This is a genomic window from Qaidamihabitans albus (genome assembly GCF_016464705.1).
Taxonomy (GTDB): domain Bacteria; phylum Actinomycetota; class Actinomycetes; order Mycobacteriales; family Pseudonocardiaceae; genus Qaidamihabitans; species Qaidamihabitans albus.
Map to the genome: position 1 here is coordinate 186,933 of NZ_JAEHOB010000009.1, position 24,247 is coordinate 211,179.

Genomic DNA, 24,247 nt, shown 5'->3' on the forward strand with positions numbered 1-24,247 from the left:
GCACGCGGAGCCAGGTGACAGAACATGAGCACGTCCGAGGTACTGGTCTACTCCGACGGCGACCTGCTGGCCGCCGCCTGCGCCGCGCGGCTGGTCACGCGCCTGGTGGATCTCCAGGCGGCCAAGGGCTCGGCTTCGCTGGTGCTGACCGGCGGCGGTACCGGCATCGCGATCCTGGAGCAGTTGCGCTCCTCCCCCGCCCGCGACGCCGTCGACTGGTCGCGGCTGGACCTGTACTGGGGTGACGAGCGGTTCGTCCCGGCCGGCGATGACGAGCGCAACGAGAAGCAGGCCCGCGAGGCGCTGCTGGACCACGTGCCGGTGGACCCGGCGCGGGTGTACCCGATGGCCCCCTCCGACGGCGAGTACGGCGACGACCCGGACGCGGCCGCCGCAGCGTACGCGGACCTGCTCGCCGCCAACGCCCAGCCCGAGGACCACGCCGCCGTGCCGACGTTCGACGTCATGCTGCTCGGTCTCGGCGGCGAGGGGCACACGGCGTCGATCTTCCCGGAGTCGCCCGCGGCGTACGAGACGGAGCGTTCGGTGGTCGCCGTCCGCAACTGCCCGAAACCCCCGCCGACCCGTATCTCGCTGACCTTCCCGGCGATCCGCCAGGCGGCCGAGGTGTGGCTGGCGACCACGGGCGAGGGGAAGGCCGACGCGGTGGCCCTCGCGCTCGCCGGGGCCGGTGAGGTGCAGATCCCGGTGGCCGGTGCGCGTGGGCAGCGGCGGACGCTGTGGCTGCTCGACAAGGCCGCCGCGGGCAAGCTCGGCACCACGTACCGGTCGCCCCGGGTCTAGGAACGCCTGGCCACCCTCGTGAGTGTGAAACCGGGTTAGAACTCGGTTTCACACTCACGAGGGTGCGGCGCCGGCTCCGACCGCTTCCTCTGCTTTCCGTTGCAGTCGCACATTTCTGGCGCGAAAAGCGTCCCAATCCGCCCGGCATGACCTCTCATGGACAAGTCCACAAGACGAGAGGTCCATACCCATGACCACAGAGGAACTCTCCATCCCCGGAGTTTCGGTCGGCGGCCCGGGCGCGGGGGCCGCCGACCACCCCCACCGGCGCCGAACCACCGCCGCGGCGCTGTCCGAGTACCTGCGGTCCCGCCGCCCGTATCTGCGTAAGCTCGCGCTCGACGCGCTCGTGATCGTGATCGCGGCACTCGACGTGTGGCTGGTCTTCCCGGAGGAGGCACCGACCTACTCCGTCGTACTCTCCGCGGCGAGTTGCGTCGCGCTGATCGCCCGCAGGTGGCTACCGTTCGCGGTCCTGCTGGCGACGGTCCCCGGCTTCCTCGCCGGCTGGGCTCAGCTCTCCGCGATGCTCGCCCTCGGCTACCTGGCGACCCGTAAGCAGATGCACTGGCAGACCTGGGTGGGCGCGGGCCTGATCTGGCTGTGCCGGTTCGTTCTCTGGCCGCTGCCCGAGTTCGCCCAGCTCGGCTGGCGGGAACACGCACTGGACGCGATCTACGGCGTCATCGTGGCGGGGATGCCGATCGCGATCGGTCTGCTCATCGGCGCCCGGACCGAGCTCTCGGCCCGGCTCGCCGAACTGGCTGCCAGCCGCGACCGGGAACGCCAGTTGCACGCCCAGGCCGTCCGCGCCGAGGAGCGGGCGCGGCTGGCCAGGGAGATGCACGACGTCGTTTCCCATGACATCACGCTGATCGCGATGCAGGCCGGCGCGCTTTCGGCCTCGAACACGAGCGGCGAGGCGCAGCGCACCGCACGAACCATCCGGCGGCTCAGTACGCACACGCTCGAGGAACTCCGCGCGCTGGTCGGCGTGCTGCGTTCGGGAGCCGAGCCGGACGGCCCGCAGCCGGAGATCAACGACCTGCACACGCTCATCCGCGATGCTGACGTGCCGGTCCAGCTCTCGGTGGAGCACCTGCCTGAGGCGCTGCCCCCGAAGGTCTCCGCGGCCGCCTACCGGACCGTGCAGGAATGCCTGACCAACGTGCACAAGCACGCCCCTGGCGCGACGGCGTTCGTGCGGATCAGCGGCGACCGCGACGGCATCTCCATCGAGGTGCGCAACGACCGGGCACGCCAGCGGCCCGCCGGCGAACTGCCATCGGGCGGGCACGGCCTCGCCGGACTGGCCGAGCGCGCCGAGCTACTCGGCGGCACCTTCGAGACGGAGCCGACCGAGGACGGCGGATTCCGGGTGAGCGCCCGTTACCCGGTCGCCACCTGAGCGTCCGGGCCCGCCTGCTCCGCCCACGCGGTGCGGGCGGGCCTGGTCACCTGTCGTGAATGCGTACGCGAGTTAGAACACTGCTACGCACTCACGACCGGTGGCCTGCGGCTCAGACCTCTCGGCGCTTGCGCAGCCGCTCCAGCGCCTCGGCCAGGATGGCCTCGCCGTCGGCGTCGCTGCGGCGCTCCTTCACATAGGCCAGGTGGGTCTTGTACGGCTCCGTGCGCGGAGCCGAGGGCGGGTTCTGCTCGTCCTGCCCGCCCGGCAGGCCGCAGCGCGGGCAGTCCCACTCCTCCGGAACATCGGCCTCCATCGAGAACGACACCCTGGTCACGTGCCCGTTGGCGCACCAGTAGGAGATCCGTCGCCGCGGCGCCGACTCTCCCCGCTCCGTTTCGCCCGACGGACCGGCACCGACTCTCGTGCCTCGAATCGCGTTACCGCCAACCATGAATCCTCACACCCACCAGAGAGTTGACGTACCCCGTCAGGCACGCCGCTACCATCAGATCTTCAGCAGCAGACCCAGACCGACAATGGCGATCGCCCACACGGCACCGAGACCCAGGGTGATCCGGTCGAGGTTCTTCTCGGCCACGCTCGAACCGGCCAGGCTCGACTGCGTACCGCCACCGAACAGCGACGACAGCCCGCCGCCGCGACCGCGGTGCAGCAACACAGCGCCGATCAGGAACACGCTGGACGCGATCAACAGGATTTGCAGGAACAGCTTCATGTCATCCTCTGTACTGCGGGTGGCGGAGAGACCAGACTAGCGGGTCTCCGACGTCATCAGGGTAGCGGCCCACCGGCCGCCATCGCGCAGAGTTTGGTGAACTCCTCACCGTCCAGGCTCGCCCCGCCGACCAACGCGCCGTCGACATTGTCGCACTTGACCAGCTCGGCGATGTTGCCCGACTTCACCGAACCACCGTAGAGCACGCGGACCTCCTCGGCGATCTCCGCGCCGTACTTCTCGGTGAGCGCCGCACGCAGGGCGGCACAGACCTCCTCGGCGTCCGCGGGCGTGGCCACCCGGCCGGTGCCGATGGCCCACACCGGCTCGTAGGCAATCACGGTGTCCTTCACCTGCTCGGCCTTGAGCCCCTTCAGCCCGGCGATCAGCTGGCCGGTGGTGTGGTCGATGTGCCCGCCGGCCTCGCGCACCTCGAGCCGCTCGCCGACACACAGGATCGGGGCGAGCCCGTGCTTGAGCGCCGACCGGACCTTCCTGTTCACCAGCTCGTCGTTCTCCTCGTGGTACTCGCGGCGCTCCGAGTGCCCCACGACCACGTAGGTGCAGCCGAGCTTGGCCAGCATCGCGCCGGAGACGTCGCCGGTGTAGGCGCCGGAGTCGTGCGGCGACACATCCTGCGCGCCGTAGCGCAGGAGCAGCCGGTCGCCGTCGACGAGCGTCTGCACGCTGCGGATGCCGGTGAACGGTGGCAGCACCGCGACGTCCACCTTGGCGTAGTACTTGTCCGGCAGCGAGAACGCGATCTTCTGTACCAGGGCGATGGCCTCGAGATGGTTGAGGTTCATCTTCCAGTTGCCCGCGATCAGCGGTTTGCGCGCCATCACTCCCCCTCGTCCAGGACGGCGACCCCGGGCAGTTCCTTGCCCTCGAGGTACTCCAGCGACGCACCGCCGCCGGTCGAGATGTGCGAGAAGCCGTCATCGGGCAGGCCGAGCGCCCGCACGGCCGCGGCCGAGTCACCGCCGCCGACCACACTGAACGCCGCCGAGTCGGCGATCGCCCTGGCGACGCCGCGGGTGCCCTCGGCGAAGGGCGCCATCTCGAACACGCCCATCGGGCCGTTCCAGAAGATCGTCCTCGCGTTGGCAACCGCCGCGGCGAACTCGCGCACGCTCTCGGGGCCGATGTCCAGGCCCAGCCAGCCCTCGCCGATACCGTCGACGGCCACCGTGCGCGTGTTCGCGTCCGCCGCGAACGCGTCCGCGGCCACGACGTCGACGGGCAGGACGAGCTTGCCACCCGCCTCGCCCAGCAGCCGCTCGCAGGTACCGATCATGTCCCGCTCCAGCAGCGAACCGCCCACGTCGTGGCCCTGCGCCGCGAGGAACGTGAAGCACATTCCGCCGCCGACCAGCAGCCGGTCGACCTTGGGCAGCAGCGCCTCGATCACCGCGAGCTTGTCGGAGACCTTCGAGCCGCCGAGGACGACGGTGTAGGGCCGCTGCGGGTCGCCGGTGAGCGTGGTCAGGACCTCCAGCTCCGCCAGCACCAGTCCGCCTGCGTAGGCGGGCAGTGCCCGCGCGACCTCGTACACCGAGGCCTGCTTGCGGTGCACCACGCCGAAGCCGTCGGACACGAAAGCGCCGCCGGGACCGGCGAGCGCGGCCAGCTCGGCGGCCAGCTCGGCCCGCTCGTCCGCCGACTTGCTCGTCTCCCGTGGATCGAAGCGGACGTTCTCCAGCAGCGCGACCTGGCCGTCGGCGAGCCCGCCGACGGCGGCTTCGGCCTGTTCGCCGACGACGGTCCCGGCCAGTGTCACGTTCGCACCGAGCAGCTCACCGAGCCGGCGGGCCACGGGTGCCAGGGAGAACTTCTCCTCCGGGGCACCCTTGGGCCGGCCGAGGTGCGCCGTGACGATCACCTTCGCACCGGCCTCGGCCAGGCGCCTGATCGTGGGCAGCGCCGCGCGCACGCGGCCGTCGTCGGTGATCCGGCGCTGCCGGGGCGTTTCCGGATCGTCGTCGCCGAGCGGGACGTTGAGGTCGGAGCGCACGAGTACGCGCCTGCCCGCAACGCCCTCGCCCAGCAGGTCGTCGAGTGTCTTCACCGCCATGGCTCAGGAGAGCTTCGAGCCGACGAGCTTCGCCAGGTCCGCGAGACGGTTCGAGTAGCCCCACTCGTTGTCGTACCAGCCGATGACCTTGACCTGGTTGCCGATGACCTTGGTCAGCGGCGCGTCGTAGATGCACGAAGCGGGGTCGGTCACGATGTCGCTGGAGACGATGGGCTCCTCGCTGTAGCGCAGGATGCCCCGCAGCGGCCCCTCCGCGGCGGCCCGGTAGGCGGCGTTGACGTCGTCCAGCGACGCGCTCTTGGAGAGCGTGACGGTCAGGTCGGTCGTCGAGCCGGTGGGCACCGGCACCCGGAGCGCGTAGCCGTCGAGCTTGCCGTTGAGGTCCGGCAGCACCAGGCCGATCGCCTTGGCGGCGCCGGTGGAGGTCGGCACGATGTTCAGCGCGGCGGCACGGGCCCTCCGCGCGTCCTTGTGCGGGCCGTCCTGCAGGTTCTGGTCGGCCGTGTAGGCGTGGACGGTGGTCATCAGGCCCTGCTCGATGCCGAAGCTCTCGTGCAGCACCTTGGCCAGCGGGCCGAGGCAGTTGGTGGTGCAGGAGGCGTTCGAGATGATCGTCTGCGAGCCGTCGTAGGCCTGGTCGTTCACGCCGAGGACGACGGTGAGGTCCTCGCCCTTCGCGGGCGCGGAGATGATGACCTTCTTCGCGCCACCGGCGATGTGGGCCTTGGCCGCGTCGGCGTTGGTGAAGAAGCCGGTGGACTCGACGACGACATCGACGCCGAGGTCACCCCACGGCAGGTTCGCCGGGTCGCGCTCGGCGAGGGCCTTGATGGTCTTGCCGCCGACGACCAGGCCCTCGTCGCTGACGCCGACCTCCTCCGGGTACCGGCCCAGGATGCTGTCGTACTTGAGCAGGTGCGCCATCGTCGCGACGTCACCGAGGTCGTTGAAGGCGACCACCTCGATGTCGTGGCCGCTGGCCTGCACGGCGCGGAAGAAATTGCGGCCGATCCGGCCGAAGCCGTTGACGCCTACGCGAACCGTCACTGCTGCTCTCCTCGAGATCCGACCCGGGCTGTGCCGGGCAACACTTCTTCGGGCTCAGGGCCCAACCCTAGCGTGCTGGCCTGGGCGTATCGGCATACCCCACGGGAGACCCGCCCCACGCTGGACCTTTGGGCGAATCGATCAAGATGAGAGCGCGATCACGGCCCCGCGAGCTCCTTCTCGAGCGGTGTCCGGAACCGTGGCACCACCCGGACGCCGCCGAGCCACCCGCCGAGCCGCTCCGCCGCCGCGCGTGCCGCGGCCGCTGTCTCGGTGCCGACGTCCTCCAGCAGGCGGACCACCACCTCGCCGTCCGGTCGCTGTGCCCAGCCGCCGATGATCCGGCCGTCGCTCCAGACGGCAGGGCCGATGTTGCCGGTGCGGTCGAACAGCGCCGCCCGGTGCTCGCCGAGGAACCAGTCCCGCCCGGCCCAGCCCATCGGCGTCGGGTCGAGGGCGGGCAGCAGCGCCACCCACGGCCGCGGCGCGGCGACCGGCTCCAGGTCGTCCGGCAGGACGACGCCGGGCTCACCGTCGAGATCGACCTCGGCCGGTCCGACATCGGCGAGCGCCTTCTTCACCTGGCCGCCGGTCCAGCCGCTCCACCAGCGCAGGTCGCTCACCGGGGCGGGCCCGAAGGCTCGCAGCCAGCACCGCGCCAGTTCCGCCCTCGCGGCCTCCGGCGACCACTCGGCGAGCTCGCCGCCCAGCCAGTCCCGCGTCGCCGACCATTCGTACCGGGTGCTCAGCCACGAGCCGCGCGGGCGGCCCCGCACGATCCGGCCGTCCACCGCGAGCTGGAACAGCACTCGGTTGGTGAGGTAGGGCTGGGACTCGTAAGCCTTGCCCTCCGCCATCAACAGCTGCGTCCGCAGCCGCGGCTCGTCCTCGGCGAGCTGCTGCGCACCCGCGCTGCCCCGGGCGGCCAGCGCGTGGACCGTGCTGTCCTCCACCTCGCGCAGCCAGCCGTCCAGGTCGGTTCCGGCGGGCAGGCCCGCGGTGCCGAGATGCGCCAGCAGCAGCCGCCGCTGCTTCCTCGCGATGTCCGCCGCGCAGCCGACCTGCACGGCGGGGGCCAGCTCGCGCGGGACGACGAACATCGTCCGCCGCATGCCGAGCAGCCGCAGCAGCGTGCGGTCGTCGTAGAGGGCTCGCTCCACCTCGGCGACCGCGGGCCGCCCGAGCCTGGCGGCAACCGCGAGGTGGACCGTGGCGGGGTCGGTGGCATGCAGGGCGACCAGGCTGTCGGCGGCCTCCTCCGGCGTAGCGGCCCGATGCTCCCCGGCGAGCCGGTGCCGGATGCCCAGCCGTGCCCTGCGCTCGTCCACGCCGATCTTCCGTCTCATCGGCGAGTTCTACCACCGGGCACCGACAGCGCCACTCCGGCGAAACGGCGAAAACGGCGAAAACGCTGCCGGCCTGCGCCGCGGACGTCCTATGGTGAGGCGTGGTCTCGCTCAGCCAGCTGGCCGGCTTCGCCGCGCTGACCTTCGTGATGATCGTCGTCCCCGGACCGAGCGTGCTGTTTGCCATCAGCCGGGCCCTGACGGTGGGCAGGCGCGACGCCCTGCTCAGCGTCGTCGGCAACGCCACGGGCGTGTACGTGCAGGTGGTGGCAGTCGCCTTCGGGCTCGGCGCACTGGTGGAGAGCTCGGCGGCGGTGTTCACCACGGTGAAGCTCGTCGGCGCAGGCTACCTCGTCTACCTCGGGGTGCAGGCGTGGCGGCACCGGCGGTCGCTCGCGGAGACGTTCCACACCGCCGTGTCCGCCACCAGGGGGCGCACGGTGCGGGTGCTGCGCGACGGGTTCGTGGTGGGTTTCGCCAACCCGAAGTCGATCGTGTTCCTCGCCGCCGTGCTGCCGCAGTTCGTCGTCTACGGCAGCGGCTCGGTCACGGTGCAGATCCTGCTCCTGGGCATCCTGCTGCCCGCCATCGCGCTGATCTCGGACAGCGTGTGGGCGCTCGCGGCGGCCACCGCGCGCGCCTGGTTCGCACGCTCGCCCCGGCGGCTGGAGCTGATCGGTGGCGCGGGCGGGCTGATGATGATCGGCCTCGGCACCACGCTCGCGGTCACCGGCGGCCGCAACGACTCGTGAGTGCGTAAATGCTGTGCCGTGAAGCGGCGTCCCCAGGGGTGGCGGTCGGGCGACGGGTGGGCCTAACTCGGGTGCGCACTCACGAGGGGTTTGGCGTAGAGGCGGGTCGCGGAGAGCCGGGCCACTCCGTCCGGCTCGGCCAGTTCGTCGAGCTCCCGGCGGATGGTCGAGTCGACCGAGAGGTACTTGCGGCCCGCCCGGAGATCGGCGTCGTTGCGCAGGCGGATGATCAGCGGGAACTCGCTGAGCGCGCCCGCGTCGAACAGCCCTGTCGTGTAAATGAGCTGCACGCCGAGCGCCCTGGCCACGGCCCGCTGCAGCTCCAGCAGGTAGCCCGCGGACGCGCGGCCGATCGGGTTGTCGAGGAACAGCACACCGGAGTGCCGGCTGCGCACCTTGCCGCGGTTGTTCGCGCGCAGGGCGGCCAGCGTGCAGTACAGGATGATCGCGGCGGTCAGCTGCTGCCCGCCGGAGAACACGTCCCGGATCTCGGAGACCCGCTGCCGCTCGGTCCGCAGCACCGAGTCGGGCTTGAGCATGTCCACCCGGAACCCCTTGGGCACGGCGGCGTGGAGGCCGCGCAGCAGCAGCGACATCCCGTCCCGCTTGACCTCGCGCCCGTCGCTGGTCCGGCCGGCCGCGGCCTCGTCGACGACCTCACCGAGCCGCTCGGCGAGGTCGTTGTCCTCCAGTTCGGTGAAGCGGATCCGCAGGAACTCCTGCCCGGACCAGTCCCCGAGGCCGTCCGGCAGCCGTGACACGCGCTGCGCCGAGCGCAGGGTGCGCAGTGCGCCGTCGACCATCCCGTGCAGGCGGGTCACGATGCCGGACCGGTGCCGGTCGATCTGCGCGAGGTCGTCGGTCAGCGTGCGCAGGCGGGGCCGCAGCGCCTGCGCCCACTCCCGCGCGTGCGCGGGCAGGTTGTCCCGCCGCACCGAGATCATCTGCTGCCGGACCGGCGTGCCGAGCTGCTCGAACCGCTTCTCGGTGGCGTACTGCGCCAGTGCGTCGGCCGCCGCGCGCACCCGTTTCTCCGCGGCGTCCACCGCCTCCTGCGCGGTGTTCAGTGCGGAGTTCAGCTCGCCGTAGCGGCCGCGCGCGGTCTCCAGCTCGCCGTCGTAGACGCGATCCGGCTCAGCCGCTGGCAGGTGGGCGGCGAGCGACTCCGCGAGCATCCTGAAACCGGACGCGGAGCCGCGGGCGGCGTCAAGGCCGGCCTGCGCCGCCGCGCGCCGCTCGCGCAGCTCCTCCCACTTCCGGGCGGCGGCCGACACCTCCTCGCTCGCGGCGTCGATGAGCTCGCGGCCGTGCTCGATGTTCCGCGGCCGCTCGGCCGGGTCCAGCGAGGAGGGCTGCCCGGGAAGCTGGTCCCGCTCGGCCTTGCGGGTGGCGACCAGCCCGATCACCTCGGAGCGCTCGTCCTCCAGCGCCGCCACCGCCCGTGCCGCACGGGCCTGCGCGGCGGCCCGTGCGGAGGCGTCCGATCCGTCCGGGGTCTCCAGGAACTCCCCGGCCAGCGTCCGCACGGACTCGTCGAGGCCCTCGAGCGCGGCCCGCGCGGACGACTCCGCGCTCTCGGCCTGCTCCAGCTCGGCCCGCAGGTCGCTGCCGACCTCCACCTTGGCGTAGGCCTCCGCCGCCGAGGCGAAGGTCCGGCGGAGCGCGTCCACCGGCTCGGCCGGGGCTGGATCGTGCTCGGTCACCGAACCGCCACCGGGGACCTCGGCCAGCTCGGCCCGTGCCGTGCTCGCGGTCCGGCGGTGCCCGTCCGCGGTGCGCTGCTCCTCGGCGGCCCGCTCACGCAGCCGGGCGGCCCTGGCACCCGCCTCCCGCGCGAGCGTCTCGGCGTGCTCCAGCGCCTCGCGGGCCCGCTCGGCCTCCTCCGTCCACTGCGGGATCCGCGCGGCGCGGGTGGCGAGGTCGTCGAGCGCGCGCTGTTTCTCCTCGGCGTCGCGCAACGCCGAGCGCAGCGCCGGTACGCATTCGCGCAGGGTGTCGCGCGCCGCGCCGAGCCGCTTCAGCTCGGCGTCCGCGTCGGTCACCGCCCGCTCCGCCGTGTCCCTCGCGGTGGTCGCGGCCTGGGCCTCCTCCGCGAGGACGGCGAGCCTGCCCGGCGGGTAGTCCTCGCGCCACGTCGTGAGCTTCCACGACAGGGCGGCGTCCGCGCCGATCGACTCCTCGAGCGCCGCGAGCCGCCGGTGCCGCTCGTCCTGCCGCCGTGCGATCGCGTCGCGTTCGGCGTCGGCGGCGTCCTCGTCGTACATCGCGGGGTTGGGCGGAACGAGGAACTCCACGCCCGCGGCGGGGACCAGGTCACCGTCGGCCAGCGCCGTGGTGGTGCCGACGGCGATGGCCGCGCCCGGCAGCAGCCGCGCGCCGGTGAGCACCTCCCTGGCCCGGTCGAGTTGCGCCGGGTCGTTGAGCAGGACGCCGGAGACGAGCTGCGGAGCACGGTGCAGCGCCTCCGCCCGCCGTCCCGCCTCGAGCCCGGACAGGTAGCGCCAGCCCGACCACGCGGTGATTCCCGCGGACTCCAGCGCGTCGAGCGCGGCCTGCACCTCCTCGGGCGGGGGCAGCAGGCCGCCGGAGCCGAGGGCACCCAGCGCCCGCTCGTCGCGCGACTGCTCGATGCGCAGCGCCGTCTGCTCGCTCTCGGCGGCGGTGCGCGCCTCGCGCAGCCGCTCGATCAGCGCCGGGGTGTCCGTCTCCAGCGTGACGTCCTCGGCGCCGAGCAACTCCCCCAGGCGCGGTTCCGCCGCGAGGCCATCGGTACGGCGGTGCGCCCGGTCGAGCTCGTCGGCGGCCCGTTCGGCCCGGTCCCTGGCGGAACCGGCGGCGCGGTGGGCGTCGTTCACCGCGCCCTGCGCGGCACCGAGCTCCTCGGCGAGCCGTTCCAGCTCGGCCTCCCGCCGCGCCAGCTCGGCCGCGACGGACTCCCGCTCCGCGTTCGCCGCGCGGGCCGCTTCGGCAACGTCGGTGTCCCCGGTCCCTTCGGTGAGCAGCCCTTCCTTGGTGCGGCGGCCGATCTCGGCCCTGACCTCCTCGATGCGCCCGGCCAGTCCCTCGGCCTCGGCCCGGCGGTTGGCCGCCGTGCCGGTCGCCTCGTCCCGTTCCCGCTGCGCCCGCTCGGCCTCCGCCTGCCGTGCCCGCGCCTCCCGCTCGACCTCGTCGGCCTGTGCCTGCGCCTGCCCGGCCAGCGCCAGCAGGCCGCGGGCCAGTGCGGTCGCCGCGGCGTTCTTGGCCTCCAGCGCGGGCCGGGCCTTCTGCTCGCGCGTGCCGACCAGCTCGCGGATGTCCCTGGCCTTGCGGGTGGCGTTGAGGTGGGTCAGGACGGTCGCCGTCTCCCGCCAGGCGTCGGCGGTGATCTTCGCCTCCGCCAGTTCCGCGTCGACGCGCTCCTTGTCCCGCACCGCCTCGTCGAGGCGCATACCGGCGACCACGCGGCGCAGCTCGGTGACGGCGGCGGTGAGCCTGCGGTGATCGCCCTCCGCGAGCTTCTCGGCGCTCGCGACCTCCTCGACGTGGGCCTCGAGGCCGGCCAGCCGCTCGTTCTCCAGCCGGTCACGCGCCGCGACCTCCCCGGCGAGGGTCTCCAGGTCGGCCCTGGCGGCGGCCGCGAGCTTGCGCGAGGCGGCGGCCAGCTCTTCCTCCTCCGCGAGCGGCCCCAGCAGGTCCAGCGACCCGGCGACGAAGTCGCGCTCCACCATGAGCTCACCGCGTTGCGCCAGGTTGCCGGCATAGGTGGCCACCACCTCGGCCAGGTCCTTCGGCTCTTCCTCGGACAACACGGCCTTGAGCAGGAACTCGGCGAAGGCCCCGTCGGTGTTGAAGGCGAAGGCGTCGGCCGCCTCCCCCTCGCCCGCGTTCATCGCCCGCTGGTAGCGGAACAGCTCCGTGTCGAGCCCCAGCAGGTCGAGCCGCTCGGTCCACTCGTGGTGCCGCCGGGTCCAGAACAACTCCAACTCCGGCACCTCGCCGTGCGCGGCGCTCAGCCGCTCGTGGAAGCCCGACATCGTGAGCAGCCTGCCGTCGGCGGTCAGCGGCAGTGAGTCGAGGCCCAGCGACGTGCCCGGCCGGAAGCAGTACCAGGAGTCGACCAGGTTGGCCGGGTCGGACGAGGACACGTGCCCGCGCCATTCGGACACCTTGCCGGTGATGACCCGCTCGCCGGTCTCGGTGTGCTGCCACTCCAGGACGACGTGCGCGACGTCCTTGCCGCCGACGAACTTCTCCAGCACGCGGGTGTTCGTGGTGCCGACGACCTGGCGCCTGCCGGGCAGCATCACCGAGAAGATCAGCTTGATCAGCACCGACTTGCCGCCGCCGTTCTCCAGGAACAGCACGCTGGCCGGTGCGGGGCGCCGGGGCGGTCCCGGGTCGGCGGAGTGGATGCCCGCGCCGAAGAGCGCGTCCTGCCGCGGCGAGCGCACCACCTCGCCGACGCCGCTCAGGTCCAGCACGACGTCCTGGTAGCGGGCGCCCGCGGGCCCCACCGAATGCAGGCGCACCCGCGCGAGCTCGTACATGGTCCTCGATCCCCCTACAGCGTCTCGGACGTCGCGGCACGCAGGCTGCCGCCCCCGTCACCGTCCCCGCCGACCGACACCACGTCCAGCGCGAGCAGCTCGTCGAACGCCGCGTCCGCGGCCAGCTCGCGCACCTGCACCTGGTAGCGCGGCGTGGTGCGGTACGTCCCGCCCTGCTCGCCGCTCACCGGGACCAGGAAACCCTGCTCCGACAGGAACCGCAGCGCCCTGGCCACCATCCCCCTGGTGGTGTCCGCGGCGAGCCGCCCGTCCTTCGTGGCCGCCGCGGCGGGGCGCCGAGCGTAGGCACGCCACGCCTGCTCCAGCTCCGGCGCGTCGGCGAGCGGATCGTTGTTCGCCTCCGCCCGCGCCGCGCGCTCGTCGAGGATGCGGCACGCCTCGCGCACCACGCCGTCGACCTGCTCGACGCTCACCCGGCCGATGTAGGTGTCGTTGGCGAGGTCGTCGGGGCGCGGGTAGCCCAGTGCCGCGGTGGCCAGGTGGACGAGCCCGTGGAGCACCTTCTCGGTGTCCCGCCGCTCACGGATCTTGCTCTGCCGCGCGTAGCTGTCCATCTTGATCTCGAAGACCGACTCGTCGGTGGCCGCGAGCACGGCGCCTGCCTGCATGCTCACCTCGAGCACCATCAGCCCGAGCCCGGCGGCGACCGCGTGCGTGAGCTGCTTGAACCCGCTGTCCTCGCCGTAGCGGCGCACCAGGTCGGCGTACACGACATCGCGGCCGGGCAGCTGCTTGGGCCGCATGCCGAAGGCGATCAGCCGGGCGGCGGCCTCGGCGTCGGCCGGTGCGGGTGGACGGCTCATGCGACCTCCTCCGTCTCGCTCTGCAGGGTGGCGTCGCTGCCGCTTCCCACGGCGGCGGACTGCAGCAGCAGGTCGGCACCGCCGAACTCGGGATCGTCCAGCGGTGTCCCGTCGTCCAGCGCGAGCAGCACCCGCCGTTCCCCCTGCCGGACGGCGCCGCCGACCTCGGGACCGTAGGCGTGCAACGCGCGCAGCGCCACGAGGCGCGCCACCGCCGGGTCGGCGCGCCGTGCCTCGGCGAGCAGCCCGGACAGCCTGCGCGGTACTTCGGGCAGGTCCAGCAGCTCGTCGGCGTAGCGCCACTGCTCGTCGCTGTAGCGGTCGGTCTCCTCGGCCGGCGTCAGCTCCGGGTCGGGCACCTCGCCGACGAGCTGCTCGCGCTCCGGCGCCGGCCGCAGCAGCAACGAGACCAGCGCCGACAGCGACGGCACTGTCGGCACCCCGATACCGGTGGCCGCGTGGAAGAACGACTGCGCGGGCGGCACCGCGTCGGCCAGCGGCAGCGCCAGCGTGGGTAGCAGCAGCTGCCCGAACAGGTCGATGGCGGCCCGCTGCGGCGGGCCGGAGAACTGCTGACGGTCCTGCTCGGCGCGGAACACCGCGCCCGCGGCCTGCAGGCGCGACTGGAGCTGCGTGTGCCTGCGGACGCAGTCGCCGACGATGTCGACGAGCTCGGCGGCCCGCCGCTTGCGGTCCGGGTCCTCGGCCTCGTCGCGCGAGGCGGTGATGTTCTTCAGGATCGCGGTCTCGGCGCGGAAGCGGGACTCGATGTGCGTCAGCGCGGCGTCCAGCAGCTCCGGCACCTCCCGTTCCCAGTCGACCGAGCGGACGTCGCGGCGGGTCGCGTCGAGCTTGGCCCGCAGTGTCTCGCCGTACTGCACGGTGCGGTAGCGGGCCTGCTCGGCGGCGAGCTTGGCGTCGGCGAGCCTGCCCCTGCTGATGAGGTTCTCCAGCTTCACCTCGGCGGCGATCTGCGCGGACTCGACGTCGGTGTCGAGCGCGCCGACGAGCACGTTGATCGCCTCGTCGGTGGCGCGCAGGTACACCTCGCCGTCGCGGGCGGCGAGCTCGACGAGCAGCTTGAAGTCGAACGCGCGGCGCTGGTAGCGCCCCTCGCCGTCCACCGAGCCGTAGACCCGGCGGAAGCCGCGGTCGGTGGTCCCCACGTTGATCAGGTTGTCGAGCACCCAGCGGGCGACCCTCGCGTGCTCGCCCGGCGTGCGGTGCGGCGCCTGAGCCGCGATGAACGGCAGCAGGCGGTTGGCGACCTGCTGGTGGTCGGCGCCGGTGTCGAAGTCCATCGCGATCGTGACCTGGTCGATCGTGTGCAGCGCGATCTCGGCCATCTGGTACACGGTCGCGTCGGCCCAGTCCAGCTTCGCCTTCCTGGCGTCGAGGTCGTGCAGCGGCGCGGTGCACGCGAGCGCCTTGAGCCGGCGCGCCAGCCCCTCGTCGGGGCCACCCGCCCCGATCAACACGTCGTCTCGCACAGCGCGTAACGTTAGTCGGCCACCCACCGTGCCCGCGCGCCGGTAGCGTCGGGTTCATGCGACAGATGACCAGGGACGAATGGCGGGAGTTCGCGAGCGCGGGAACCCGCACCGGCAAGCTCGGTGTCGTGCGTGCGGACGGATCGGCGCACGTCACACCGATCTGGTTCGTACTCGACACCGGTCCCGGCGGCGACGAGCTGATCTTCAACACCGGCGCGGAGACGGTGAAGGGCAGGGCGCTGCGCCGGGACCCGCGGGTTTCGCTGACGGTGGACGACCAGCAGCCGCCGTACTCGTTCGTGCAGTTCACCGCCGAGGCGCGGCTGTCCGAGGAGCCCGCCGAGCTGCTGCGCTGGGCCGCCGCGATCGCGGCCCGCTACATGGGCGAGGACAACGCCGAGGCGTTCGGCAAGCGCAACGCCGTGCCCGGGGAGTACCTCGTGCGGGCGAGGATCACCAAGGTGGTGGCGCAGGCCGACCTCGCCGACTGAGTCGTTTCCGCAGGCCACCGGTCGTGAGTGCGTAACAGTGTTCTCACTCGTGTGCGCACTCACGAGAGGTGACCAGGCACTCAGACCTCTTCCTCCTCCAGCATCTCCGCGGTCACCGCCGACTCGGTGTCCGGGATGCCCTGGTCCTTGGCCCGCTTGTCGGCCATCGCGAGCAGGCGGCGGATCCGGCCCGCGACGGCGTCCTTCGTCATCGGCGGGTCGGAGAGCTGGCCCAGTTCCTCCAGCGAGGCCTGCCGGTTGGACAGCCGCAGTTTGCCCGCCGCGAGCAGGTGGTCGGGTGCGGTGTCGCCGAGAATGTCCATCGCGCGCTGGACCCTGGCCGCGGCGGCCACCGCGGCGCGCGCCGACCGGCGCAGGTTCGCGTCGTCGAAGTTCGCCAGCCGGTTCGCGGTCGCGCGCACCTCACGCCGCATCCGGCGCTCCTCCCAGGCGAGCACGCTCTCGTGCGCGCCCAGCCGGGTGAGCAGGGCACCGATCGCGTCGCCGTCCCGGACCACCACCCGGTCGGCGCCGCGCACCTCACGCGACTTCGCCTGGATGCCGAGCCTGCGCGCCGCGCCGACCAGCGCCAGCGCCGCCTCGGGTCCGGGGCAGGTCACCTCCATCGACGACGACCGTCCCGGCTCGGTGAGCGAGCCGTGCGCGAGAAACGCGCCCCGCCACGCCGCCTCCGCGTCGGCGATGCCGCCGGACACCACGGCCGCGGGCAGGCCGCGCACCGGGCGCCCGCGGTGGTCGATCAGCCCGGTCTGCCTGGCCAGCCCCTCGCCGTCCTTGACGACCCGCACCACGTACCGGGTGCCCTTGCGCAGACCACCCGATGAGATGACGTGCACGTCGGAGTGGTGGCCGTACAGCTCATGGATCTCCTTGCGCAGCCTGCGGGCCACCGATCCGGTGTCGAGCTCGGCCTCGACGACCACCCGGCCCGCCACGATGTGCAGGCCGCCGGCGAAGCGCAGCATGGAGGCGACCTCCGCGCGGCGCGGGCCGACTCTGGTGATCTCGAGCCGGCTCAGCTCGTCCTTGACCGCAGCCGTCATCGCCATTACTGCCCCTCCCTATCGCCCGCGGTCAGACCGAGGGCTTCTCGCACACAGCCGGCCAGGGCATCCGGATCGTGCCGGCCCGTCTCCCTCGAGTCCGACACCGAAGCCAGATGCGCACGCCCGCCCAGCGCGGCCGCCGCACGACGCAGGCGGGCCGGGGTCGGCACGGAGTCACGGTCGGCGATCACCGCGTCGACCCGCAGCCGGGGAGCGTGCTCGAAGAGTACGTCCAGATGCCGTTCGGGTGAGAAGCCAGCCGTCTCTCCCGGTTGCGGCACGAGGTTGAGGATCACGACCTTGGTCGCGCGGGTCCGCACGAGCGCGTCGTGCAGCCGCGGCACCAGCAGGTGCGGCAGCACGCTCGTGAACCACGAACCGGGCCCGAGCAGCACGACGTCGGCCGACAGCACGGCGTCGACGGCCTCCTGGCAGGCGACGGGCGGCTCGGTGGGACGGCCCGGATTGTGCAGGGTGATCCGGCGCACCCTGCCGGGCGTGCTCGCCACCGCGACCTGACCGCGGATCCGGCTGACCTCACCGTTCTCCAGGCCGGTGACCTCGGCCTCGATCTCGAGCGGCTCGGCCGACATCGGCAGCACGCGGCCGGAGATGCCGAGCAGCCTGCGCGCCTCGTCCAGCCCCGCGACCGGGTCGCCGAGCACCTCGAACAGCCCGGCCAGCAACAGGTTGCCCACCGCGTGCCCGGCGAGCGCACCGCTGCCGCCGAAGCGGTGCTGGAACACGTCCGCCCACAGCGTCCCGCCCGCCTCGGCGGCGGCGAGGGCGGCCAGTGCCTGGCGGAGGTCGCCGGGTGGCAGCAGCCCGAGTTCGCGGCGCAGCCGCCCCGACGAGCCGCCGTCGTCGGCGACGGTGACGACGGCGGTGACGTCGGGGGTGATCCGCCGCAGCGCGCTCAGTGTCGCGTGCAGCCCGTGCCCACCGCCCAGCGCGACGGCGCGCATTGCCGGCCTCACTCCCTGCCCAGGTCCCGATGCACCACCTTGACGGCCATGCCGTCCTCTTTGGACAACCGGCTGGCCAGCTCCTCCGAGATCGCCACGCTGCGGTGCTTGCCGCCGGTGCAGCCGACCGCGAGCGTCAGGTACCGCTTGCCCTCGCGCTTGTAGCCCGCGCCGATGAGGCGCAGCAACTCGTGGTAACGATCGAGGAACTCGTCGGCGCCCTCCTGTCCCAGCACATAGTTGCGAACGTCGCCGTCGAGGCCGCTGTGGTCGCGCAGTTCGGGGATCCAGAACGGGTTCGGCAGGAAGCGCACGTCCATCACCAGGTCGGAATCCATCGGCAGACCGTACTTGTAGCCGAAGGAGAGCACCGTGACCCTGGTCTGGGTACTGGCCTCCGACCCGAACGCGTCCTCGATCTTCGCCCGCAGGTCGTGCACCGACAGCGCCGACGTGTCGAGCACCAGGTCGGCGTCCTCCCGCAGCGGCGCGAGCAGGGCCCGCTCCGCGGTGATGCCGTCGACGAGCCTGCCGCCGCCCTGCATCGGGTGCCCGCGCTTGACCTGCTCGAACCGGCGCACCAGCACCGGGTCGGTCGCCTCGAGGAAGAGCACCCTCGGCTTGTACCCGCGGGCGTCGAGATCCTTGATGACCGACGCCAGGTCGTCGGTGAACGCGCGCGAGCGCACGTCCATCACCACGGCGACCTTGGTGATGGCACCACGCGCCTGGGCACCGAGCTCGACCATGGTGGAGATCAGTTCGGGCGGGAGGTTGTCCACCACGAACCAGCCGAGGTCCTCGAGGCATTTCGCCGCCGTACTTCGCCCGGCGCCGGAAAGCCCGCTCACCACAGCGACCTCCATGCCCGAGGTCCTGGCGTCGTCGTCCGTCACGTGCTCGACTCCCTTTCCGTGTTCTCGCGGGCCCCCTGCCCGCCCGCCAATGCCGCGTACACCGCCTCGGCCGTGCGCCTGCCGACGCCGGGCACCTCGGCGATGTCGTCCACGCCGGCTTGCCTGAGCCGTTTCACCGAGCCGAAATGCTTGATCAGCGCGGACTTGCGCGCCTGACCGAGCCCGGGAACACCGTCCAGCACGGACGCCTGCACCCGCTTGGAACGCTTCTCCCGGTGATAGCGGACCGCGAAGCGATGCGCCTCGTCACGGACCCGCTGCAGAAGGTACAACGCGTCCGAGGTCCTCGGCAGGATGACCGGGTCCGGGTCGGCGGGCAGCCACACCTCCTCGAGGCGCTTGGCGAGCCCCACCACGGCGACATCGGTGATGCCCAGTTCCGCGAGGACGTCGGCGGCCGCGGTCGCCTGCGGGCCCGCACCGTCCACCACGAGCAGGTTCGGCGGGTAGGCGAACTTGCGCGGTCTGCCGGTCTCCGGGTCGATGCCCGGCCGCTCTCCCTGCGCCGGCTCCGGATCGCCGTTCTGGGTTTCCTTCAGGTAGCGGGCGAACCGGCGGCGCACCACCTCGGCGATCGAAGCCACGTCGCCTTCCTCGGCCGCCTCCCGCAGGGCGAAACGGCGGTACTCCGTCTTGCGGGGCACACCGTCCTCGAACACGACGAGCGAGGCCACCACGTCGCTGCCACCGATGTGGCTGATGTCGACGCACTCGATGCGCAACGGCGCGGTGTCGAGGCCGAGGTGCTCCTGCAGCTCGGCCAGCGCGGCCGAGCGGGCCGTGAGATCGCCCGCCCGGCGCAGCTTGTGCTGGGTGAACGCCTCGGCGGCGTTGCGCGAGACCGTCTCGGCCAGCGCCCGCTTGTCGCCGCGCTGCGGCACCCGCAGCCGCACCCTGGCACCGCGCAGACCGGATAACCACTCGGTCAGCGCGGCGGCGTCGGCGGGCAGCTCCGGTACCAGCACCTCCCTCGGGACGGGCGAACCGGTGTCCGGCGACTCGGCGGCCAGCTCGGCCTGCTCGGCGTAGAACTGGGCGAGGAACTGCTCGACGAGCGCGGGCACGTCCATCTCCTCGACCTTGTCGATCACCCAGCCGCGCTGTCCCCGGACGCGCCCGCCGCGGACGTGGAAGATCTGCACGGCGGCCTCCAGCTCGTCGTGGGCGAAGGCGACGACATCGGCGTCGGTGCCGTCGCCGAGCACCACCGCCTGCTTCTCCATCGCGCGCCGCAGCGCCCCGATGTCGTCGCGCAGCCTGGCCGCCCGCTCGAACTCCAGTGACTCGGACGCCTCGGCCATCTCCCTGTCGAGCCTGCGCACCATCGCGTCGGTGCGCCCGGCGAGGAAGTCGCAGAACTCCTCGACGATCTCGCGGTGCTGCTCCGCCGACACCTTGCCGACGCAGGGCGCGGAACACTTGTCGATGTAGCCGAGCAGGCACGGCCTGCCGATCTGGCCGTGCCTGCGGAACACGCCGTTGGAGCACGTCCGCGCGGGGAACACCCGGAGCAGCAGGTCGAGGGTCTCGCGGATCGCCCAGGCGTGTGCGTAGGGACCGAAGTAGCGCACGCCCTTCTTGCGCGGTCCCCGGTACACGTGCAGCCGGGGGAACTCCTCGTGCAACGTCACCGCGAGCACCGGGTACGACTTGTCGTCGCGGTAGCGGACGTTGAACCGCGGGTCGAACTCCTTGATCCAGTTGTACTCGAGCTGGAGCGCCTCGACCTCGGTGGAGACGACGGTCCACTCGACGCTCGCCGCGGTGGTGACCATCTGCCGGGTCCGGGGGTGCAGGCCGGACAGGTCCGCGAAGTAGGAGTTGAGCCTGCTGCGCAGGCTCTTCGCCTTGCCGACGTAGATGACCCGCCTGGTTGCGTCGCGGAACTTGTACACGCCGGGGGCCTCGGGGATGCTCCCCGGCGAGGGACGGTAGGTCGACGGGTCAGCCACGCTCCCAGCCTATGGCCTCGGCGGCAGGCGGCTCGCGAACCCCTCCGGCGCTTTCCGTCTCAGCCGATCGCGAGCAGGCCCTCGACCACCTCGTCGACCCGCTCGGCCACCACGTGCGGCCGCTCGATCAGGGGTGGACCGCCCTCGAGCCGCGTGGCGAAACCGGCGAGCAGGCCGGCCCGCACGGCGCCCTGGGTGTCCCACGAGTGCACGGCGACGAGCGCGGTGTCCTCCGGCGCCGCACCGGCACACTCGCAGGCCCAGTGATAGACGCGGGCGGGCGGCTTGAACGCACGGATCTCCTCGGCGGAGAGGACCCCGGCCAGCTTCGCCCGCATGCCGTGCCTGTCCAGAATGGACTCGAGTACGGACGCCGAGCCGTGGGTGAAACCGTAGGCGCGGATGCCCTCGGCGGCGAGCAGGTCGAATGCGGGTTCGGCGTCGGGTTGCAGTGGCAGCTCGGCGAAGCCCGCGAGCACGTGCTCGATCGCGTCGTCGTCGAGTGTGTAGCCGGAGGTCAGCGCCAGCTGCGCCTTCGCGATCTCGCGGAACGGCGGGGCGTCCCCGGCGAGCGTGCAGGCCATGCCGTCCCGCAGCGTCCGCGCGAAGAACAGTTCGAGCTCGTGCCCTGGCCTGCCCACGGCGGTGAGCCGTTCGCGCAGCGGTTCCAGCCGCACGAGCGTCTCGAAGACGTCGAACAGCACGACCTTCGGCTTCCGTGCCGATGCCCGTTCCATCCGGCCAGAATGGCATCGGGAGCCGTCGCGCACCAGTGCACGGCCGTATAGGCCGTTATACAGAGGCTTTGTGCGATTCTCTTCGCATGCGGATCGCCACGTGGAACGTCAACTCGATCGGCGCGCGGCTGCCCCGGCTGCGCGGCTGGCTGTCGTCGGCACGGCCGGACGTGCTGTGCCTGCAGGAGCTCAAGTGCACCGACGAAGCCTTCCCCCGCGACGAGATGGCGGAGCTGGGTTACGAGGTGGCCTGCTACGGCACCGGACGGTGGAACGGCGTCGCCGTGCTGTCCAGGGTCGGGCTCACCGACGTCACGTGCGGGCTCGTCGACGAGCCGGTGTTCGAGGACGCGACGCAGGCGCGTGCGATCGGGGCCACCTGCGGCGGTGTACGGGTCTGGTCGGTGTACGTGCCTAACGGGCGAGAGCCCGGCCACCCGCACTACCAGTACAAGCTGCGCTGGCTGGAGGCGTTGCGCGGGACGGTCGTCGCCGAGTCCGGCACCGGGACCCCGTTCGCGGTGCTGGGCGACTTCAACATCGCGCCGACCGACGACGACGTGTGGGACATCTCGCTGTTCACCGAGTCGACCCATGTCACGGAGCCGGAGCGCAAGGCGCTGGCCATGCTGCGCGACGCGGGGCTGAGCGACGTGGTGCCGCGGCCGCTGAAGTACGACCGGCCGTACACGTACTGGGACTACCGGCAGCTCGCCTTCCCCAAGAACAACGGGATGCGCATCGACCTCGTCTACGCCGACGAGTCGTTCGCCGGCGCGGTCACCGACGCCTACGTCGACCGCGAGGAACGCAAGGGCAAGGGCTCCTCCGACCACGCCCCGGTGGTCGTCGACCTCACCCCCTGACCCCCCGAATCAGCGGGAGCGGGCCTGTTTGTGCAGGCGGCGGAGGGCGCGGACGGCATCGACGGCGTGCTGCCGGTCGACGGCCTGCACGGCGAGGATCGCGTGGTACTCGTCGTCCGGCAGCTCCAGCCGCGCGAACGAGGCCCCGTCGGGGAAGCTGACGGACAGCACCTCGTCCCACGAGAGCCGCTTGGTGACCACCACGTTGCGTACCTCGATGCCCTCGGCGTCGGCCCGCGCCCTCGGCAACGCGAACAGCAGCGTCAGGCCCGCGAGGATCACCCCGACGCCGATCATCGCGACCTGGTCGCTGGTCCGGAAGACCACGCCGGTGTCGGACTGCCGCAGCAGCACCGCGACGACCGTGAACACGACGAGCAGCGCGACCGCGCTCACCCCCGCCATCCACGCCACCCGGCGGGGCCGGATCACCACGTTCCCGGCCGTCCCAGCAGTCTCGTCGGTCCCCACGTCACTCACACGAAGCCTCGTTCGGTCCATGGCTGGCGCAGGCCGCGCAGCACGTGCGCGGTGGTCAGTGCCGCCGCCGTCGCCTCCCGGCCCTTGTCCTCGGCCGAGCCCGGCAGGCCCGCACGGTCCAGCGCCTGCGCCTCGGTGTCACACGTCAGCACGCCGTTGCCGACCGGCGTGCTCTCGTCGAGGGCGACCCGCGTCAGCCCCGCCGTGACGGCGTCGCACACGTACTCGAAGTGCGGTGTGCCGCCGCGGATCACCACACCGAGCGCCACCACGGCGTCGTGGCCACGCGCCAGCGACTGCGCCACCACGGGAAGTTCGACGGCACCGGGCACCCGGACGACCGTCGGCTCCTCCGCGAGCTTCGCCTCCCCCGCCGTCCGCAGCGCGTTCTCCAGCAGGCTGTCCGTGATCCTCGAGTGCCAGCGGGTCGCGACGATCGCGAGCCTCAGGTTCTCGCACTCGCTCAGGTCCAGCTCGACGTCCGGCCTGCCCTCACCACTCACGCCTGCCCTCCACCGTTGCGCACGTCACCGACCTCGGCGCCGACCTCGTCGAAGTGCTCGAGCTGCGCCAGTTCGTGGCCCATCCGGTCGCGCTTGGTCTGCAGGTACCGCAGGTTCTCCGGATTGGGCGAGACCGGCAGCGGCACCCGCCCGGTGATCCGCAGGCCGTAACCCTCGAGGCCGACCCGTTTGGCCGGGTTGTTGGAGAGCAGCCGCATCGACCGCACGCCCAGGTCGCACAGGATCTGCGCGCCGGTGCCGTAGTCGCGGGCATCGGCGGGCACTCCCAGCGCGAGGTTGGCGTCCACGGTGTCCGCGCCGGAGTCCTGCAGCTGGTATGCCTGCAGCTTGTGCAGCAGCCCGATGCCGCGGCCCTCGTGTCCGCGGATGTAGAGGACCACACCACGGCCCTCGGTGGCCACCGCCTCGAGCGCCGCCTGCAACTGCGGTCCGCAGTCGCAGCGCAGCGAGCCGAACACGTCCCCGGTCAGGCACTCCGAATGCGCCCGCACGAGGATGTCCTCGCCGTCGCCGATCTCGCCGTAGACGAAGGCGATGTGCTCGATGCCGTCGAGCAGGCTGTCGTAGCCGACCGCGCGGAAGGTGCCCGCGGCGAGCGGGATGCGCGCTTCCGCCACCCGCTCGACCTGCTTCTCCTTGCGGCGCCGGTAGGCGATCAGGTCCGCGATCGTGATGAGCCGCAGGTCGTGGTCCGCCGCGAACACCTCGAGCTCGTCCCGGCGGGCCATGTCGCCCTCGTCCTTCTGGGACACGATCTCGCACAGCACGCCCGCGGGCCGCAACCCGGCGAGCCGGGCCAGATCCACGGCCGCCTCGGTGTGACCGGGCCTGCGCAGAACGCCGCCCTCCTTGGCGCGCAGCGGCACGACGTGGCCCGGCCTGCGGAAGTCCGCGGGCTTGGAGTCCGCCTCGGCAAGCAGCCGGATCGTGTGGCTGCGGTCGGCGGCGGAGATCCCGGTGCCGATGCCCTCCGAGGCGTCCACCGTCACCGTGTACGCGGTGCCGCGCCGGTCCTGGTTCGTGTGATACATCGGGGGCAGGTCGAGCCGGTCGCAGTCCTCCTGCGTCAGCGAGGCGCAGATGTAGCCGGACGTGTAGCGCACCATGAACGCCAGCAGCTCCGGGGTGGCCTTCTCCGCGGCGAAGATCAGGTCGCCCTCGTTCTCCCGGTCCTCGTCGTCGACGACGATCACCGGGCGGCCGGCCGCGATGTCCGCGATCGCCTGCTCGATGCTCTCGATGTCCAGCGAGGCGCCGGCCCCGGCCTCAATCAT

21 protein-coding genes and 1 pseudogene are annotated in these 24,247 nt (G+C 72.3%); 5 read left to right on the forward strand and 17 right to left on the reverse strand.

Annotated features, from left to right (window positions below; all coding sequences use genetic code 11):
* Nucleotides 1-24 precede the first annotated feature (24 nt).
* Together pgl and JAP66_RS19030 are read left to right on the forward strand one after the other, a co-directional pair.
* Entirely contained in the window at nt 25-804 is a 780-nt protein-coding gene (pgl, locus tag JAP66_RS19025) for a 6-phosphogluconolactonase (protein WP_199433128.1), read from the forward strand.
* A 190-nt stretch (nt 805-994) separates the two neighbouring features.
* Nucleotides 995-2,212 carry a sensor histidine kinase gene (locus JAP66_RS19030; protein WP_199433129.1) on the forward strand — a complete coding sequence of 406 codons (1,218 nt, stop codon included), beginning with the start codon at nt 995-997 and terminating at the stop codon, nt 2,210-2,212.
* 112 nt (nt 2,213-2,324) lie between these two features.
* Here JAP66_RS19030 and JAP66_RS19035 read toward each other — a convergent pair whose 3' ends face one another.
* The 6 genes from JAP66_RS19035 to JAP66_RS19060 form a co-directional block, all read right to left on the reverse strand.
* Complete coding sequence (locus JAP66_RS19035; protein WP_199433130.1) at nt 2,325-2,666, reverse strand: RNA polymerase-binding protein RbpA; 342 nt, start codon at nt 2,664-2,666, stop codon at nt 2,325-2,327.
* A 54-nt stretch (nt 2,667-2,720) separates the two neighbouring features.
* On the reverse strand, nt 2,721-2,951 hold the full coding sequence (gene secG / locus JAP66_RS19040) for a preprotein translocase subunit SecG (RefSeq protein ID WP_199433131.1): 231 nt from the start codon (nt 2,949-2,951) through the stop codon (nt 2,721-2,723).
* A 56-nt stretch (nt 2,952-3,007) separates the two neighbouring features.
* On the reverse strand, nt 3,008-3,793 hold the full coding sequence (tpiA, locus tag JAP66_RS19045) for a triose-phosphate isomerase (protein ID WP_199433132.1): 786 nt from the start codon (nt 3,791-3,793) through the stop codon (nt 3,008-3,010).
* Nucleotides 3,793-5,019 carry a phosphoglycerate kinase gene (locus JAP66_RS19050; RefSeq protein ID WP_307849628.1) on the reverse strand — a complete coding sequence of 409 codons (1,227 nt, stop codon included), beginning with the start codon at nt 5,017-5,019 and terminating at the stop codon, nt 3,793-3,795. Before JAP66_RS19050 ends, tpiA begins: the two co-directional genes overlap by 1 nt.
* A gap of 9 nt (nt 5,020-5,028) precedes the next feature.
* The gene (gene gap, locus JAP66_RS19055; RefSeq protein ID WP_199433134.1) at nt 5,029-6,033 is read right to left on the reverse strand and encodes a type I glyceraldehyde-3-phosphate dehydrogenase; all 1,005 of its coding nucleotides are present in this window, start codon (nt 6,031-6,033) and stop codon (nt 5,029-5,031) included.
* Nucleotides 6,034-6,191: 158 nt separating this feature from the next.
* On the reverse strand, nt 6,192-7,379 hold the full coding sequence (locus JAP66_RS19060; protein WP_199433135.1) for a winged helix DNA-binding domain-containing protein: 1,188 nt from the start codon (nt 7,377-7,379) through the stop codon (nt 6,192-6,194).
* Between the two features lie 101 nt (nt 7,380-7,480).
* On the opposite strand from JAP66_RS19060, the gene JAP66_RS19065 reads away from it, so the two are divergent.
* Nucleotides 7,481-8,131, forward strand: a complete 651-nt coding sequence (locus JAP66_RS19065; RefSeq protein WP_199433136.1) for a LysE family translocator — start codon at nt 7,481-7,483, stop codon at nt 8,129-8,131.
* A 62-nt stretch (nt 8,132-8,193) separates the two neighbouring features.
* On the opposite strand, the gene JAP66_RS19070 is transcribed toward JAP66_RS19065, so the two are convergent.
* The 3 genes and pseudogenes from JAP66_RS19070 to JAP66_RS33225 all read right to left on the reverse strand — a co-directional run.
* Nucleotides 8,194-12,657: a hypothetical protein gene (locus tag JAP66_RS19070; protein WP_199433137.1), complete on the reverse strand. Its 4,464-nt coding sequence runs from the start codon at nt 12,655-12,657 to the stop codon at nt 8,194-8,196.
* A 14-nt stretch (nt 12,658-12,671) separates the two neighbouring features.
* Nucleotides 12,672-13,481: a hypothetical protein gene (locus JAP66_RS19075; protein ID WP_199433138.1), complete on the reverse strand. Its 810-nt coding sequence runs from the start codon at nt 13,479-13,481 to the stop codon at nt 12,672-12,674.
* Nucleotides 13,478-13,660: pseudogene (locus JAP66_RS33225) on the reverse strand (hypothetical protein); the annotation flags it as partial. The pseudogene JAP66_RS33225 and the gene JAP66_RS19075, both read right to left, overlap by 4 nt.
* Nucleotides 13,661-15,027: 1,367 nt before the next feature.
* Here JAP66_RS33225 and JAP66_RS19085 point away from each other — a divergent pair.
* On the forward strand, nt 15,028-15,465 hold the full coding sequence (locus JAP66_RS19085; protein ID WP_199433140.1) for a PPOX class F420-dependent oxidoreductase: 438 nt from the start codon (nt 15,028-15,030) through the stop codon (nt 15,463-15,465).
* An 80-nt stretch (nt 15,466-15,545) separates the two neighbouring features.
* On the opposite strand, the gene whiA is transcribed toward JAP66_RS19085, so the two are convergent.
* Genes whiA through JAP66_RS19110 form a run of 5 tightly spaced genes read right to left on the reverse strand, consistent with a single transcriptional unit; the run spans nt 15,546 to nt 21,103 of the window.
* A complete protein-coding gene (gene whiA, locus JAP66_RS19090) occupies nt 15,546-16,535 on the reverse strand; it encodes a DNA-binding protein WhiA (RefSeq protein ID WP_199433141.1) in 990 nt (329 codons plus the stop codon).
* The gene (locus JAP66_RS19095; protein ID WP_199433142.1) at nt 16,535-17,497 is read right to left on the reverse strand and encodes a gluconeogenesis factor YvcK family protein; all 963 of its coding nucleotides are present in this window, start codon (nt 17,495-17,497) and stop codon (nt 16,535-16,537) included. The genes whiA and JAP66_RS19095 overlap by 1 nt, the downstream gene beginning before the upstream one ends.
* 8 nt (nt 17,498-17,505) lie before the next feature.
* Nucleotides 17,506-18,363 carry an RNase adapter RapZ gene (rapZ, locus tag JAP66_RS19100; protein WP_199433203.1) on the reverse strand — a complete coding sequence of 286 codons (858 nt, stop codon included), beginning with the start codon at nt 18,361-18,363 and terminating at the stop codon, nt 17,506-17,508.
* A 26-nt stretch (nt 18,364-18,389) separates the two neighbouring features.
* Nucleotides 18,390-20,366 (reverse strand): excinuclease ABC subunit UvrC, encoded by a 1,977-nt coding sequence (gene uvrC, locus JAP66_RS19105; RefSeq protein ID WP_199433143.1) that lies wholly within the window; start codon nt 20,364-20,366, stop codon nt 18,390-18,392.
* 59 nt (nt 20,367-20,425) lie between these two features.
* Nucleotides 20,426-21,103 carry an HAD family hydrolase gene (locus JAP66_RS19110; RefSeq protein WP_199433144.1) on the reverse strand — a complete coding sequence of 226 codons (678 nt, stop codon included), beginning with the start codon at nt 21,101-21,103 and terminating at the stop codon, nt 20,426-20,428.
* Nucleotides 21,104-21,189: 86 nt separating this feature from the next.
* Here JAP66_RS19110 and JAP66_RS19115 point away from each other — a divergent pair, with 86 nt between their 5' ends.
* Nucleotides 21,190-21,969 carry an exodeoxyribonuclease III gene (locus tag JAP66_RS19115; RefSeq protein ID WP_199433145.1) on the forward strand — a complete coding sequence of 260 codons (780 nt, stop codon included), beginning with the start codon at nt 21,190-21,192 and terminating at the stop codon, nt 21,967-21,969.
* A 9-nt stretch (nt 21,970-21,978) separates the two neighbouring features.
* Here JAP66_RS19115 and JAP66_RS19120 read toward each other — a convergent pair whose 3' ends face one another.
* The 3 genes from JAP66_RS19120 to JAP66_RS19130 form a co-directional block, all read right to left on the reverse strand.
* Nucleotides 21,979-22,374: a PH domain-containing protein gene (locus JAP66_RS19120; protein ID WP_235999155.1), complete on the reverse strand. Its 396-nt coding sequence runs from the start codon at nt 22,372-22,374 to the stop codon at nt 21,979-21,981.
* A gap of 71 nt (nt 22,375-22,445) precedes the next feature.
* Nucleotides 22,446-22,952, reverse strand: coding sequence for a 6,7-dimethyl-8-ribityllumazine synthase (ribH, locus tag JAP66_RS19125; protein WP_199433147.1), 507 nt, complete (start codon nt 22,950-22,952; stop codon nt 22,446-22,448).
* Complete coding sequence (locus tag JAP66_RS19130) at nt 22,949-24,247, reverse strand: bifunctional 3,4-dihydroxy-2-butanone-4-phosphate synthase/GTP cyclohydrolase II (RefSeq protein ID WP_199433204.1); 1,299 nt, start codon at nt 24,245-24,247, stop codon at nt 22,949-22,951. Before JAP66_RS19130 ends, ribH begins: the two co-directional genes overlap by 4 nt.